Below are 12508 nucleotides of genomic sequence, written 5' to 3' on the forward strand. Positions count from 1 at the left end.
GGTCTGGATTGCCACACGCCAAGCATGGACTGCGCCTGGACTTGCGCACGCTGATCCTCAGCCTTTGCACACTCACAGCCCTGGTGATGCTCTGTGCCAGCTACTTCGCCAGCTACCGGGTGCAGCGCCAGTTGCTGATCGATAACGCCCTGGAGGCCAACCGGGTATATGCGGCGAAGCTGGCGGCAATCACCGAAACCTTCATCGCGACTGCCTTGCAACAGCTGTCATTCAGCGCCAGTGTGCAGGGGCGGCAACTGGCCGACGGCGCTGCGCTGGAAGCAGAAACCACACGGTTGCTGCGCCAGAGCATGGCCTTCAACTCCACCTTCGTGGTCGATGCCGAAGGTATCGTGAGGGCGATTTCACCCGCTGCGCTGCGCCATTACCTTGGCCGCAAGGTACAGACGCCCGGTACTGAAGAGGCATTGCGCGAGCGCCGGCCCCTGGTGTCGACGCCCTACCTGTCGGCGGCCAACAACCTGGTGGTGGCGCTGTCGCAGCCGATCTTCGATGCCAACGGCCGCTACCTGGGCTATGTCGGCGGCAGCCTGTACCTGCGCGAACGCAACATACTCAACAGCCTGCTGGGCGAGCATTTCTACAAGGACGGCTCCTACCTCTATGTGGTCGATCGCAACCGCCGCCTGCTCTATCACCCCAATGCCGAACGGGTAGGCAGCGTGGTCGAAGGCAATACCCTGATCGACCAGCTGACCGAACTGCAGCACGGCACGCGGCAGGTCATCAATAGCCAAGGGGTAGCCATGCTGGCGGGCTTCGCCACAGTGCCCAGTACCGGTTGGGGCGTGGTGGCGCAACAACCGCTGGCGCAAACGGTGGCGCCGTTGAGTCATCTGATTCTCACTGTCATGGGCATCTCGGCCCCCCTGGCACTGGTGGGCAGCCTGCTGCTGTGGTGGCTGGCGTTGACCATCGCCAGGCCACTTTGGCAACTGGCCGCCGGCGCCCGCACCATGGACCGCACCGGCAACGCCGAACGGCTGCACAGGGTACATGCGTGGTACTTCGAGGCTGCTGAACTGAAACGGGCCATGCTGTTCGGCCTGAACCTCTTGCAAGAGCGCATCGGCCGGCTCAACCGCGATGCTCAGACCGACCCGCTGACCGGCCTGGGCAACCGCCGCAGCCTGGAGTTCAAGCTGTCGCTGCTGGAGGCCGAAGGCCGCGCGTTTTCGGTCATCGTGCTGGATATCGACCACTTCAAACGGATCAACGATGGGCATGGGCATGATGTCGGGGACCAGGTACTACAGCGCCTGGCCGCAATCATGCGCGGCTGTTGCCGTGAAGGTGACCTGCTGTGCCGGACCGGTGGGGAGGAGTTCCTGATGCTGCTGCCGGGGGCCGGCCTGGTAGTCGCGACAACGGTGGCGCAGCGACTGCGCGTGATGGTGCAGGACACCGCGATAGAACCGGTAGGCGCTGTGACCATCTCACTGGGGGTGGCGCATTGGCACGCCAAGCAGGATCGCGAGCCGGGTGCAGCGCTCAGCCAGGCGGATAGCGCGTTGTACCGGGCCAAGCGCGGAGGGCGAAATCAGGTGTGCAGCGAAGCTGGCGGGCACTGAAGGAAAGATGTAACAAGTATTGTCATAAAACTGTCGTGTATTGGTCATAGGATTGACCCCAACCTGACATTTCCCTTCTTCATGGATGAGCGTCTAATGCGTCGTGTGGTTTTCAATCAGAAAGGTGGCGTGGGCAAGTCAAGCATCGCCTGCAACCTTGCCGCCGCCAGTGCCGCGGAGGGTTATCGCACGTTGCTGGTCGACCTCGACCCACAGGCCAACGCCACCTACTACCTCACTGGCCTCACCAACGACGCCATCCCCGCCGGCATCGCCGACTTTTTTCGCCAGACGCTGTCGCCCGTCACCGCTGCTGGCAAGAAGCACCGGGTGGCCATCACCGAAACCCGCTACCGCAACCTGCACCTGGTGACCGCCAGCCCCGACCTCAGCGACTTGCAGAGCAAGCTTGAGAGCAAGTTCAAGATCAACAAGCTGCGCAAGCTGTTGCTGGAGCTGGGCGAGGACTACGAACGGATCTACATCGACACCCCGCCTGCGCTCAACTTCTATACCTTCAGCGCCTTGGTTGCGGCTGAGCGCCTGTTGATCCCGTTCGACTGCGATAGCTTCTCGCGCCAGGCGCTGCACAGTGTCATGGCCGAGGTCGAGGAGCTGCGCCTGGACCACAACCCGGCGCTGCAAGTGGAAGGCGTCGTGGTCAACCAGTTCGCCGGCCGCACCGCGTTGCACAAGACGTTGGTTGACCAACTGCGCAGCGAGGGCATGCCCGTGCTGCCGGTGTACTTGAGCAGCTCGATCAAGATGCGAGAGTCGCACCTGGCGTCGGTACCGCTGTTACACCTGGCGCCGCGGCACAAACTGGCGATGGAGTTCGTCGACCTGCTCGATGTGCTGGAGCGGGCCGCCTGAGCTGCACTCAATGATGCAGGCTCAGGCCGATACCACTGAGCCTATGAAATTGGCCAGCTCGAGCGTTTTCGGTGCAGCGAACACTTCACGCGGGTTACCCACTTCATGCACCTTGCCATGGTGCATGAACACCAGTTTATCGCCCACTTCGCGGGCAAAGCGCATCTCATGGGTGACCATGATCAGGGTCATGCCTTCGCCGGCCAGCTGGCGCACCACGCCCAACACCTCGTTGACCAGTTCGGGGTCGAGCGCCGAGGTGATCTCGTCGCACAGCAGCACCTTGGGCGACATGGCCAGCGCCCTCGCGATCGCCACCCGCTGTTGCTGGCCTCCGGAAAGCCGGTCGGGGTAGGCATCGAACTTCTCCGCCAGGCCCACCCGCGCCAGCATCTGCTCAGCCAGCTGGCGCGCCTGGGCCTTGCTGGTCTTCTTCACCACCTGCGGCGCGAGCATCACGTTCTCGCCCACGCTCAGGTGTGGGAACAGGTTGAACTGCTGGAACACCATGCCCACTTTCTGGCGCAGGGAACGCAGGTCAGCGCGGCCGGCATCGAGGTATTCACCGTCCACTTCGATCACGCCATCGCTGATCGACTCAAGGCCGTTGAGCGTACGCAACAACGTACTTTTGCCCGAACCGCTGCGGCCGATGATCGCTACCACCTCGCCCTCTTCGATGCTCAGGTCAACGCCTTTGAGTACATGGTTGTCGCCGTAGTATTTGTGCAGCGCGGACACTCTAAGCAGGGGCATGCAGCCTCCTTTCCAGATAACGGGCGCTCAGCGAGAGCGGGTAACAGAGGATGAAATAGCCCAGCGCAACCAGGCCGTAGACCATGAACGGCTCGAAGGTGGCGTTGGCCAGCATGCCGCCGGTCTTGGTCAACTCGGTGAAACCGATGATCGAGGTGACCGCCGTGCCTTTGACCACCTGCACCGAAAAGCCCACGGTCGGTGCCACGGCAATGCGCAACGCCTGTGGCAGGATCACGTGGCGCAGCTGCTCCATGCGGCTCAGCGCCAGGCTGCCGGACGCTTCCCACTGGCCGTTTGGAATGGACTCGACACAGCCGCGCCAGATCTCGGCGAGAAACGCACTGGTGAACAGGGTCAGGGCGATGGCAGCCGCCATCCAGGCAGACACATCCAGGCCGAACAAGGCAATGCCGAAAAACACCATGAACAGTTGCATCAGCAATGGCGTGCCCTGAAACAGCTCGATGTAGCCCCGCGCCAGGCCACGCAGCCACGGCCATTGAGAAATGCGTGCGACCAGCACCAGCAGCCCTGCCAGGCCACCGAAGAAGAAGGCCACCAGCGACAACAGCAAGGTCCACTGCAGGCCGATCAGCAGGTTGCGCAGGATGTCCCAGAAGGTGAAGTCCATTCAGCGTCTCCCCATCAGCAGACGTTGCCCAACCCATGCCAGCAACTGGCGCAAGGCGATGGCCATGATCAGGTACAGCACGGTGGTCAGCAGGTAGGTTTCAAATGCACGGAAATTGCGCGACTGGATGAAGTTGGCGGCGAACGACAGCTCCTCGGTGGCGATTTGCGAACACACCGCCGAGCCGAGCATGACGATCACGATCTGGCTCGTCAGTGCCGGCCATACCTTGGCCAGGGCAGCCTGCAATACCACATGGCGAAACGCCTCGAAGCGGCTCATGGCCAAGGCTGCGGCAGCTTCCAGCTGGCCTTTGGGAATGGCCTGGATGCCCGCCCTGATGATCTCGGTGGAGTAGGCACCCAGGTTGATCACCATGGCCAGCACCGCCGCCTGCCATTCGCTCAGGCGAATGCCCAGCGCCGGCAGGCCGAAGAAGATGAAGAACAGCTGGACGATGAAGGGCGTGTTGCGGATCAGCTCCACGTACAGGCCAAACAGCATGTCGAAGGGGCGCACACGCCAGGCGCGAACCCCCGCGCCGAGCACGCCGATGGCCACGCCCAGCAAGGTGCCGACCACCGTCAGCTGCAGGGTGAACCAGGCGCCTTTGAGCAACAGGGGGGCCTGGGCCAGCACGGGGGCGAAGTCGAATTCATAGGCCATGGTGGCAAACTCCGGGTACAGCTCAGAGGTCGGCCGGCAGCGGCTGCTTCAGCCATTTTTCGGCATTGCGGTTGAGGCTGCCGTCGGCCTTGGCGGCTTCGAGCGTGGCGTTCACTTTGTCCAGCAGCGCCGGCTCGTTCTTGGCCAGGCCCACATAAACGGGCGAGTCCTTGAGCTTGACCTTGACCACCGGCACCTTGGCCGGGTTCTTCTGGGCAATGGCGGCCATTACCACGCTACCGCTGGCGATCAGTTCGACCTGGCCAGAGAGGTAGGCGGCAATGGTCGAGTTGTTGTCTTCAAAGCGCTTGATCACCGCCCCCTTTGGCGCTACGGCGCTCAGTTCCATGTCCTCGATCGAGCCGCGGGTGACGCTGATGGTCTTGCCAGCGACGGCGTCGATGCCCGCGATGTCCACCTCGGCCGGGCCGAATACGGCCAGGTAGAACGGCGCATAGGGCCGGGAGAAATCGATCACTGCCGCACGCTCCGGGTTCTTGCCGAGGCTGGAAATCACCAGGTCGACCTTGCCTGTGGTGAGGAACGGTATGCGGTTGGTGCTGTTTACCGGGGTCAGGGCCAGCTTCACACCCAGCTTGTCTGCCAGCAGTTGTGCAGTGTCGATGTCCAGGCCACGGGGTTTGAGGTCTGGCCCGACCGAGCCGAAAGGCGGGAAGTCCTGGGGCACTGCCACCTTGAGCACGCCACGGGCGCTGATGTCGGCCAGGGCATCAGCCTGGGCGGTTGGCAGCACAAGGGCGCTGCTGCAGAACAGGCTGGCCAGGAACAAGGTGCGGAATGTCTTCATGGTGTGGCCTCGCAGGTAACCAGGGAAAAGAGTGCTGGCTGGCCAGTGCACGGGCCATGCCAACATCCGTGCTGGCACTGGCTTGACGTGCGCAAGCCCTGAGCTGAACGGTCTTACTGGTCTGAACAGTTGCCTGCCTGCCCGCTTACCCCGCCGCCGCCACGCCCCGCTTTTGTGCAAGGCCGCATTTGCCTGCATCAGCGCGGAGCAATGCTTGCAAGCGCCTGACAATGGCCGTAAAAAGCCAAGGTCATCGCCCTCCGACCGGTCTGAACAGCATGCTCGACACCCTACCCCGCGCCGTCCCCGAACAGGCCCTGCAAGGCATCCGCAAATTGATCGAAGACGGCGGCTATCAGCCCGGCGATGCCCTGCCCTCGCAGCGCGACCTTGCCGAGCAATTGGGGGTCAGCAGGGCCTCTCTGCGAGAAGCGCTGTCCTCGCTCAGCGCTCTGGGGTTGGTGAGCGTGCAGCCGGGCAAGGGTGTGTTCGTGCAGGCGCCAGCGCCTTCGGCATTTGCCTGGCCGTATGCCGAACAGGTTTCTGCGAGCGACACCTTCCAGCTGCGTTACGCCTTGGAAGGTTTCGCTGCCGGGCAGGCGGCACTGGCACTGACTGCGGACGACATCGATCGCCTGGAAGTGAATGTAGAGGCGATGCATCAGGAGTTGCGCGCGGGCCGCTTCGAAGCCGCCGCACGGCTGGATTTCGCCTTTCACCAGCAGTTGCTGCAAGCCTGCGGCAACCACGCCATGCTGCAGGTGATCACCGCCAGCCAGGAGATATTCCTGGAAAGCCAGAAGCTGCCCTTCATCCGCCCGGAACGGGCGATGGAAACCTGGCAGGAGCACCGCAAGATCCTGCGCGCCCTGGCTCGCCGTTCACAGGCGGCGGCGCAAAAGGCGATGCAGGAGCATATTCGCAATGCGGCTTCGCGTACCGGGGTGGTGTTTTCGGTGTAACGCCCACCGATTGCCGGGCTGACCACAGCTTGGCCACGAAGGGGCTCACGCGGTCAAAACAGATATCTGGGCGTCGCCCTCGAAGAAGCGCCCTCGCGCCCGCGCCGGTTTACTGCCTGCAACAACAACGACGAAGCGGCCAGACCGCTTCGCTAATCCGCCAGGCTGCCTTTGAAACCGGAGCGTTTCTCTATGTCCGCATCTCACGAGGTATCCCCCGCCACTCTGCGCCGGGTCATCGCCGCCTCGGCCATCGGCAACTTCGTCGAATGGTTCGACTTTGCCGTCTACGGCTTTCTCGCAACGATCATCGCCAGCCAGTTCTTCGCCAGCGGCGATGCCAGCGTGGCCTTGCTGAAGACCTTTGCCGTTTTCGCCGTGGCCTTCGCCTTGCGGCCACTGGGCGGGATCGTGTTCGGGGCGCTGGGTGACCGGCTGGGACGCAAACGCATCCTGTCACTGACCATCCTGCTGATGGCCGGCTCCACCACACTGATCGGCCTGCTGCCGACCTACGCCAGCATCGGCCTTGCCGCCCCCGCGCTACTGACCCTTGCGCGCTGCCTGCAGGGGTTCTCCGCAGGCGGTGAGTATGCAGGTGCCTGTGCGTACCTGATGGAGCACGCACCGCAAAACAAGCGGGCCTTCTATGGCAGCTTCGTGCCCGTGTCGACCTTCTCTGCCTTCGCCTGCGCGGCGGTGATCGCCTACGGCCTTGAGGCAAGCCTGTCGGCCGAAGCAATGGCGGCCTGGGGCTGGCGCATACCGTTTCTGGTGGCGGCGCCGCTGGGCCTGGTGGGCCTTTACCTGCGCTGGCGCATGGAGGAAACCCCGGCATTTCGCGAGGCCATCGCTCAAGGCAAGACCCATGAGCATTCGCCGCTCAAGGACACGTTGCGTAACCACGGCCGGGCCATCCGCAATCTGGGTGCCTTCATCTCGCTTACAGCGTTGTCGTTCTACATGTTCACTACCTACTTCGCCACCTACCTGCAAATGGTCGGCAACCTGACACGCGCCCAGTCGCTGTTGGTGACCACGCTAGCGCTGGTGTTCGCCGCCATCGGTTGTCCGCTGGCCGGCGCGTTCTCGGACCGGGTCGGGCGGCGCAAGACCATTGGTTTCACCTGCCTGTGGGTAATGGTCTGTGTATTCCCGGCTTATTGGCTGGCCAGTTCCGGGTCGGTGACGGCTGCGCTGGTGGGGGTCATCCTGTTGGCGGTGGGGGCACTTTGCAGTGGTGTGGTGACCGCCGCGTTGCTCTCGGAGAGTTTCCCGACCCGTACGCGCTACACCGCATCGGCGATTACCTACAACGTGGCCTATACGCTGTTTGGCGGCACCGCACCGCTGGTGGCGACCTGGCTGATCGGACAGACCGGCAGCAGCCTGGCGCCAGCGTTCTACCTGGTGGTCATCGCACTGGTGGCGCTGGTGGGTGGGCTGGCGCTGCCAGAAACCTCGCGAATATCGTTGCATGAAGAAACAGCCGGGGATGAAGTGGGTCGTGGGGCCGCCCGCACCATTTGAGAGGTGGGGCTGCCTTTGCAGCCCTTTCGTAACAAGAGGCGCCTTCAAAGGGCACACCCGCGCTAAGAACGCTGGGGTCTGCGTCCGATAATCGCCCACTTTCCACTATGCGACAGCCAACCCAATTGACGAAACTAACCAGGTGGTACAAACATACGGGCATTCAACAACAACAAAGTGATGCCCGCCATGAAGCCCCTTATCCTCGTGCTCAACGGCCCCAACTTGAACATGCTGGGTACCCGCGAGCCTGCCCAGTACGGCCGTGAAACCCTTGCTGACCTGGCTCAGAGCTGCGCAGACACCGCGCAGGCCCACGGCCTGGATATCGAATTTCGCCAGACCAACCACGAAGGCGACCTGATCGACTGGATCCACGCTGCCCGTGGTCGCTGCGCCGGTATCGTGATCAACCCCGGTGCCTGGACCCACACCTCGGTGGCCATCCGCGACGCGCTGGTCGCCAGCGAGGTGCCAGTGATCGAAGTGCACCTCTCCAACGTGCACAAGCGCGAGCCGTTCCGCCACCTGTCGTTCGTCTCGTCGATCGCGGTTGGTGTGATCTGCGGCCTGGGCAGCCACGGCTACCGCATGGCTCTGGCGCACTTCGCCGAAATGCTCCAGGAGCAGGCAGCATGACTCAGCCGGCCATCCTTGCCGGCCTGATCGGCCGTGGTATTCAACTGTCGCGCACCCCTGCCCTGCATGAACATGAAGGCGATGCGCAGGGCTTGCGCTACCTCTACCGCCTGATAGACGCCGACCAGTTGCAATTGGAAGACAGCGCCTTGGCGCAATTGCTCGAAGCGGCCCAGCACACAGGCTTCACCGGGCTCAATATCACCTACCCGTTCAAGCAGGCGATCCTGCCGCTGCTCGACGAGCTGTCCGATGAGGCCAGGGGTATCGGTGCGGTCAACACCGTGGTCCTCAAGGACGGCAAGCGTGTAGGCCATAACACCGACTGCCTGGGCTTCGCCGAGGGCTTGCGCCGCGGCCTGCCCGACGTCGCGCGCCGGCAGGTGGTGCAGATGGGTGCCGGCGGTGCTGGCTCGGCAGTGGCCCATGCATTACTGGGCGAAGGGGTCGAGCGGCTGGTGCTGTTCGAAGTCGATGCAGCGCGTGCCCAGGCGCTGGTCGACAACCTCAACGGCCATTTCGGCGCAGGCAGAGCCATTGTGGGCACGGACCTGGCGGCTGAGATTGCCGAAGCGGACGGGCTGGTCAACACCACGCCGGTCGGCATGGCCAAACTGCCGGGCACACCGCTGCCGGTCGAGCTGCTGCATGCCCGGCTGTGGGTGGCGGAGATCATCTATTTCCCGCTGGAAACCGAGCTGCTGCGCGCGGCACGGGCACTGGGCTGCCGGACCCTGGATGGCAGCAACATGGCTGTGTTCCAGGCGGTGAAAGCGTTCGAACTGTTCAGTGGCCGCCAGGCCAATGCCGAGCGCATGCAGGCGCATTTCGCCAGCTTCGGTTGAGCCCGTGCCGTTCCTTTCGCGGGTTTACTCGCGAAAGGAACGGTAAACACCTCAGCCTTTTTCATCCAGCAACGCCTTTATCACCTTCTCCTGCCCGTCGTAGTCACCTTCACCAAAGTGCGCATGCCGCACTTGGCCCTGGCGATCGACAAAGTAGTGCGCTGGCCAGAACTGATTACCCCAGGTATTCCAAACCCGATAATCGTTGTCCACCGCCACCGGGTAAGCGATCCCCAGGCTGGCCACCTTGCGTTTCAACTGGCTGACATCATGCTCGTAGTCGTACTCCGGCGTGTGCACGCCCACCACCACCAGCCCCTGATCGGCGTACCGCCGGGCCCAGTCGTTGACGTGCGGCAGGCTGCGCTGGCAGTTGATGCAGTCCCACGTCCAGAAGTCCACCAGCACTACCTTGCCCTTTAGCCCCTTGGTATCCAGCGCTGGCGAGTTGATCCACTCACTGGCCCCGGACAGCGATGGCATCGCGCCATAACTGTCGCGGGCTGCCAGGTGGCCGGCAAGGCCCAGGCCCAAGAGCGCCAAGGCGACGCCGCCCACTTTCAACAACAAGCGGCGCTCAGTTGTCATGGCAACCGCTCGTGGCATAGGTGCGGTACTGCACACTCTGGCGCTGGCCTTGGGAGTTGATGTAATCCATGCGGGTGTTGACCAGGCCACAGGCATCGCTTTGATCATCCTTCACCGACAGCACTTTCTGTATATCCAGCCGGTCGCCGTAGCGGTACTGCATGACGCTGGCATCCTCCATTGGCTGCGCGGATGCCTGGGCAGCCAGGGTGCCGAGGCTGAGCACGGCGAACAGGCTGGCGCTGGCGAGGGTTTTCATGTTCATGGCATCGCTCCTGTGGATCTTCTGAGGGTGGGGAGTTGTGTTCCCCGGTGAGAGCCATTTCACGCTCGCCAGGTATCGGGCATGTGTCACCCGACCCTGCGCCCTGCCTCCTGCTGTATCTGTTGCATGGCCAGATACACTGCAATACAAACCTCTGCAGGCAAGCTCATACCTGCTCGGTACACTGCGCCCATTCCCCTTGCACAGGACCCCACCGATGGAACATGTCGATCACATCCTGATCGTCGACGACGACCGCGAAATCCGCGAACTGGTCGGCAATTACCTGAAGAAGAACGGCCTGCGCACCAGCATCGTCGCCGACGGCCGGCAGATGCGCGCCTTCCTCGAAGCCAACAGCGTCGACCTGATCGTCCTCGACATCATGATGCCGGGCGATGACGGCCTGCTGCTGTGCCGCGAACTGCGCGCCGGCAAGCACCGCAATACGCCTGTGCTGATGCTGACCGCGCGCAACGACGAGACCGACCGCATCATCGGCCTGGAGATGGGCGCCGATGACTACCTGACCAAGCCATTCTCAGCCCGTGAACTGCTGGCCCGCATCAATGCCGTGCTGCGCCGCACACGCATGCTGCCGCCCAACCTGACCATCAGCGAAAGCGGCCGCCTGATCCGTTTCGGCCAGTGGCGTCTGGATACCACCGCGCGCCACCTGCTCGACAGCGAAGGCACGCTGGTGGCCCTCAGTGGCGCCGAATACCGCCTGTTGCGCGTGTTCCTCGACCACCCACAACGGGTGCTCAGCCGCGAACAGTTGCTCAACCTGACCCAGGGCCGCGAGGCCGATATCTTCGATCGTTCCATTGACCTGCTAGTCAGCCGCCTGCGCCAGCGCCTGGGCGACGACGCGCGCGAGCCCAGCTGCATCAAGACGGTGCGCAGCGAAGGTTATGTGTTCTCGCTGCCAGTGCAACTGCTCGAGTCGCCATCATGAAGTGGCCGCGCACCCTCGCCTCGCGCCTGGCACTGATCTTCATCACCGGGCTGGTGCTGGCCTACGGACTGTCCTTCAGCCTGCAGGCCTATGAGCGCTATATCAGCAGCCGCTCGATGATGCTCAGCAATCTGGAACAGGACGTCGCCACTTCGGTGGCCATCCTCGACCGCCTGCCCGCCGCTGAACGCCCGGCCTGGCTGCCCCGCCTGGAACGGCGCACCTATCGCTATCGGCTGGACGCTGGCGTAACGGGTGCGGCGATGCCCAGCGACGACCCGCCCATGGCCGCCGACTCGATCGTCAAGGCCATCGGTAGCCAGTATCGCCTGACCTTCCAGGAGATACCTGGCCCTAACGCACACTTCCAGGCCCACCTGCGTCTGGCCGACGGCGCCCCGCTGACCATCGATGTCACCCCGGCCCCCGTGCCGATCGCCACTTGGCTGCCGCTGGTGCTGCTCATTCAGCTTGCCGTGCTGCTGTTCTGTACCTGGCTGGCCGTGCGCCTGGCCATCGGCCCGCTTACACGCCTGGTCAAGGCGCTTGACGACCTCGACCCGGACAAGCCCGGCATGTTGCTGGACGAAAGCGGCCCGCGCGAAGTGAAATTCGCCGCCGTCGCCTTCAACGCCTTGCAGGCGCGCATCGCTGCCTACCTCAAGGAGCGCATGCAGTTGCTGGCAGCGATTTCCCATGACCTGCAAACCCCGATCACGCGTATGAAACTCCGGGTCGAGGTAATGGACGAGGGGGTCGAGAAGGACAAGTTGTGGCATGACCTGGATGCCATGGAGCACTTGGTCCGCGAAGGCGTAGCCTATGCCCGCAGCATGGATATCAACACCGAGCCGCCCTGCCGCATCAACCTCGACGCGTTCCTCGACAGCGTGGTGTTCGATTACCAGGACAGCGGCGCGCAGGTCGAGCGCCACGGCAGTACCGGCAGTTTGCTGGAAACGCGCCCGCATGCGCTGCGCAGGGTGTTGGTCAACCTGCTGGACAATGCCCTGAAGTTCGCCGGCAAGGCGCAACTGGAGGTCAGCCGTGAGCAGGGACGTATCGTGATCCGCGTGCTGGACGAAGGCCCTGGCATCCCCCAGCAAGAGCTCGGCGAAGTGCTCAAACCCTTCTATCGGGTGGAAAGCTCGCGCAACCGCAGTACCGGGGGCACCGGCCTGGGCCTGGCAATCGCCCACCAACTGATGCAGGCCATGGGCGGGCAATTGGTCCTCAGCAATCGCCAGGGCGGAGGCCTGTGCGCACAAATCGAGCTGAAGTGAAACGCTGCCGTCCTTGACGCGGTGCTGCGCGCCGCGCCTGCACGGGTGAAATTGGCCTACACCACCTGTCACTACATTCCGATACACAATACAGCCTGCACCGACACAC

14 protein-coding genes are annotated in these 12508 nt (G+C 63.3%); 8 read left to right on the forward strand and 6 right to left on the reverse strand.

Going from position 1 to position 12508, the window contains the following annotated elements; translation table 11 throughout:
• The first annotated feature begins 8 nt into the window (after nt 1-8).
• The gene (locus ACEWE8_RS08815; protein ID WP_046787210.1) at nt 9-1592 is read left to right on the forward strand and encodes a sensor domain-containing diguanylate cyclase; all 1584 of its coding nucleotides are present in this window, start codon (nt 9-11) and stop codon (nt 1590-1592) included.
• A gap of 96 nt (nt 1593-1688) precedes the next feature.
• Nucleotides 1689-2465, forward strand: coding sequence for a ParA family protein (locus ACEWE8_RS08820; protein WP_046787211.1), 777 nt, complete (start codon nt 1689-1691; stop codon nt 2463-2465).
• A gap of 21 nt (nt 2466-2486) precedes the next feature.
• Here ACEWE8_RS08820 and ACEWE8_RS08825 read toward each other — a convergent pair whose 3' ends face one another.
• Genes ACEWE8_RS08825 through ACEWE8_RS08840 form a run of 4 tightly spaced genes read right to left on the reverse strand, consistent with a single transcriptional unit; the run spans nt 2487 to nt 5329 of the window.
• Complete coding sequence (locus tag ACEWE8_RS08825) at nt 2487-3221, reverse strand: amino acid ABC transporter ATP-binding protein (protein ID WP_046787212.1); 735 nt, start codon at nt 3219-3221, stop codon at nt 2487-2489.
• Nucleotides 3208-3855, reverse strand: a complete 648-nt coding sequence (locus tag ACEWE8_RS08830) for an amino acid ABC transporter permease (protein ID WP_046787213.1) — start codon at nt 3853-3855, stop codon at nt 3208-3210. The genes ACEWE8_RS08825 and ACEWE8_RS08830 overlap by 14 nt, the downstream gene beginning before the upstream one ends.
• A complete protein-coding gene (locus ACEWE8_RS08835) occupies nt 3856-4521 on the reverse strand; it encodes an amino acid ABC transporter permease (protein ID WP_046787214.1) in 666 nt (221 codons plus the stop codon). It abuts the gene before it with no gap.
• A 22-nt stretch (nt 4522-4543) separates the two neighbouring features.
• Nucleotides 4544-5329 (reverse strand): transporter substrate-binding domain-containing protein, encoded by a 786-nt coding sequence (locus ACEWE8_RS08840; protein WP_046787215.1) that lies wholly within the window; start codon nt 5327-5329, stop codon nt 4544-4546.
• Between the two features lie 278 nt (nt 5330-5607).
• Between ACEWE8_RS08840 and ACEWE8_RS08845 the strand changes: the two genes are divergently transcribed.
• From ACEWE8_RS08845 to ACEWE8_RS08860, 4 genes are all read left to right on the forward strand, one after another.
• Complete coding sequence (locus tag ACEWE8_RS08845; protein ID WP_046787355.1) at nt 5608-6291, forward strand: FadR/GntR family transcriptional regulator; 684 nt, start codon at nt 5608-5610, stop codon at nt 6289-6291.
• Nucleotides 6292-6483: 192 nt separating this feature from the next.
• Nucleotides 6484-7821 (forward strand): MFS transporter, encoded by a 1338-nt coding sequence (locus ACEWE8_RS08850; protein ID WP_046787216.1) that lies wholly within the window; start codon nt 6484-6486, stop codon nt 7819-7821.
• A 189-nt stretch (nt 7822-8010) separates the two neighbouring features.
• Complete coding sequence (gene aroQ, locus ACEWE8_RS08855; RefSeq protein WP_046787217.1) at nt 8011-8460, forward strand: type II 3-dehydroquinate dehydratase; 450 nt, start codon at nt 8011-8013, stop codon at nt 8458-8460.
• Nucleotides 8457-9305, forward strand: coding sequence for a shikimate dehydrogenase (locus ACEWE8_RS08860; protein WP_046787218.1), 849 nt, complete (start codon nt 8457-8459; stop codon nt 9303-9305). The genes aroQ and ACEWE8_RS08860 overlap by 4 nt, the downstream gene beginning before the upstream one ends.
• Before the next feature lie 51 nt (nt 9306-9356).
• Here the strand turns inward: ACEWE8_RS08860 and ACEWE8_RS08865 are convergent, their stop codons facing one another.
• Nucleotides 9357-9893 carry a thioredoxin family protein gene (locus tag ACEWE8_RS08865; protein WP_046787219.1) on the reverse strand — a complete coding sequence of 179 codons (537 nt, stop codon included), beginning with the start codon at nt 9891-9893 and terminating at the stop codon, nt 9357-9359.
• On the reverse strand, nt 9883-10158 hold the full coding sequence (locus ACEWE8_RS08870) for a DUF2790 domain-containing protein (protein WP_046787220.1): 276 nt from the start codon (nt 10156-10158) through the stop codon (nt 9883-9885). Before ACEWE8_RS08870 ends, ACEWE8_RS08865 begins: the two co-directional genes overlap by 11 nt.
• Before the next feature lie 217 nt (nt 10159-10375).
• On the opposite strand from ACEWE8_RS08870, the gene ACEWE8_RS08875 reads away from it, so the two are divergent.
• Nucleotides 10376-11116 (forward strand): response regulator, encoded by a 741-nt coding sequence (locus ACEWE8_RS08875; protein ID WP_039603377.1) that lies wholly within the window; start codon nt 10376-10378, stop codon nt 11114-11116.
• Entirely contained in the window at nt 11113-12399 is a 1287-nt protein-coding gene (locus tag ACEWE8_RS08880; protein WP_046787221.1) for a HAMP domain-containing sensor histidine kinase, read from the forward strand. Before ACEWE8_RS08875 ends, ACEWE8_RS08880 begins: the two co-directional genes overlap by 4 nt.
• The last annotated feature ends 109 nt before the right edge of the window (nt 12400-12508 follow it).

It is taken from the genome of Pseudomonas sp. TR47, assembly GCF_044143025.1.
Lineage (GTDB): Bacteria > Pseudomonadota > Gammaproteobacteria > Pseudomonadales > Pseudomonadaceae > Aquipseudomonas > Aquipseudomonas putida_E.

What these genes read in the sequence shown, in the direction of transcription:
- ACEWE8_RS08820 (WP_046787211.1), top strand. Translation starts at nt 1,689, where the DNA reads ATGCGTCGTGTGGTTTTCAATCAGAAAGGTGGCGTGGGCAAGTCAAGC.
- ACEWE8_RS08850 (WP_046787216.1), top strand. Translation starts at nt 6,484, where the DNA reads ATGTCCGCATCTCACGAGGTATCCCCCGCCACTCTGCGCCGGGTCATC.
- ACEWE8_RS08865 (WP_046787219.1), bottom strand. Translation starts at nt 9,893, where the DNA reads ATGACAACTGAGCGCCGCTTGTTGTTGAAAGTGGGCGGCGTCGCCTTG.
- ACEWE8_RS08870 (WP_046787220.1), bottom strand. Translation starts at nt 10,158, where the DNA reads ATGAACATGAAAACCCTCGCCAGCGCCAGCCTGTTCGCCGTGCTCAGC.
- ACEWE8_RS08835 (WP_046787214.1), bottom strand. Translation starts at nt 4,521, where the DNA reads ATGGCCTATGAATTCGACTTCGCCCCCGTGCTGGCCCAGGCCCCCCTG.
- aroQ (WP_046787217.1), top strand. Translation starts at nt 8,011, where the DNA reads ATGAAGCCCCTTATCCTCGTGCTCAACGGCCCCAACTTGAACATGCTG.
- ACEWE8_RS08875 (WP_039603377.1), top strand. Translation starts at nt 10,376, where the DNA reads ATGGAACATGTCGATCACATCCTGATCGTCGACGACGACCGCGAAATC.
- ACEWE8_RS08880 (WP_046787221.1), top strand. Translation starts at nt 11,113, where the DNA reads ATGAAGTGGCCGCGCACCCTCGCCTCGCGCCTGGCACTGATCTTCATC.
- ACEWE8_RS08860 (WP_046787218.1), top strand. Translation starts at nt 8,457, where the DNA reads ATGACTCAGCCGGCCATCCTTGCCGGCCTGATCGGCCGTGGTATTCAA.
- ACEWE8_RS08830 (WP_046787213.1), bottom strand. Translation starts at nt 3,855, where the DNA reads ATGGACTTCACCTTCTGGGACATCCTGCGCAACCTGCTGATCGGCCTG.
- ACEWE8_RS08840 (WP_046787215.1), bottom strand. Translation starts at nt 5,329, where the DNA reads ATGAAGACATTCCGCACCTTGTTCCTGGCCAGCCTGTTCTGCAGCAGC.
- ACEWE8_RS08845 (WP_046787355.1), top strand. Translation starts at nt 5,608, where the DNA reads ATGCTCGACACCCTACCCCGCGCCGTCCCCGAACAGGCCCTGCAAGGC.
- ACEWE8_RS08825 (WP_046787212.1), bottom strand. Translation starts at nt 3,221, where the DNA reads ATGCCCCTGCTTAGAGTGTCCGCGCTGCACAAATACTACGGCGACAAC.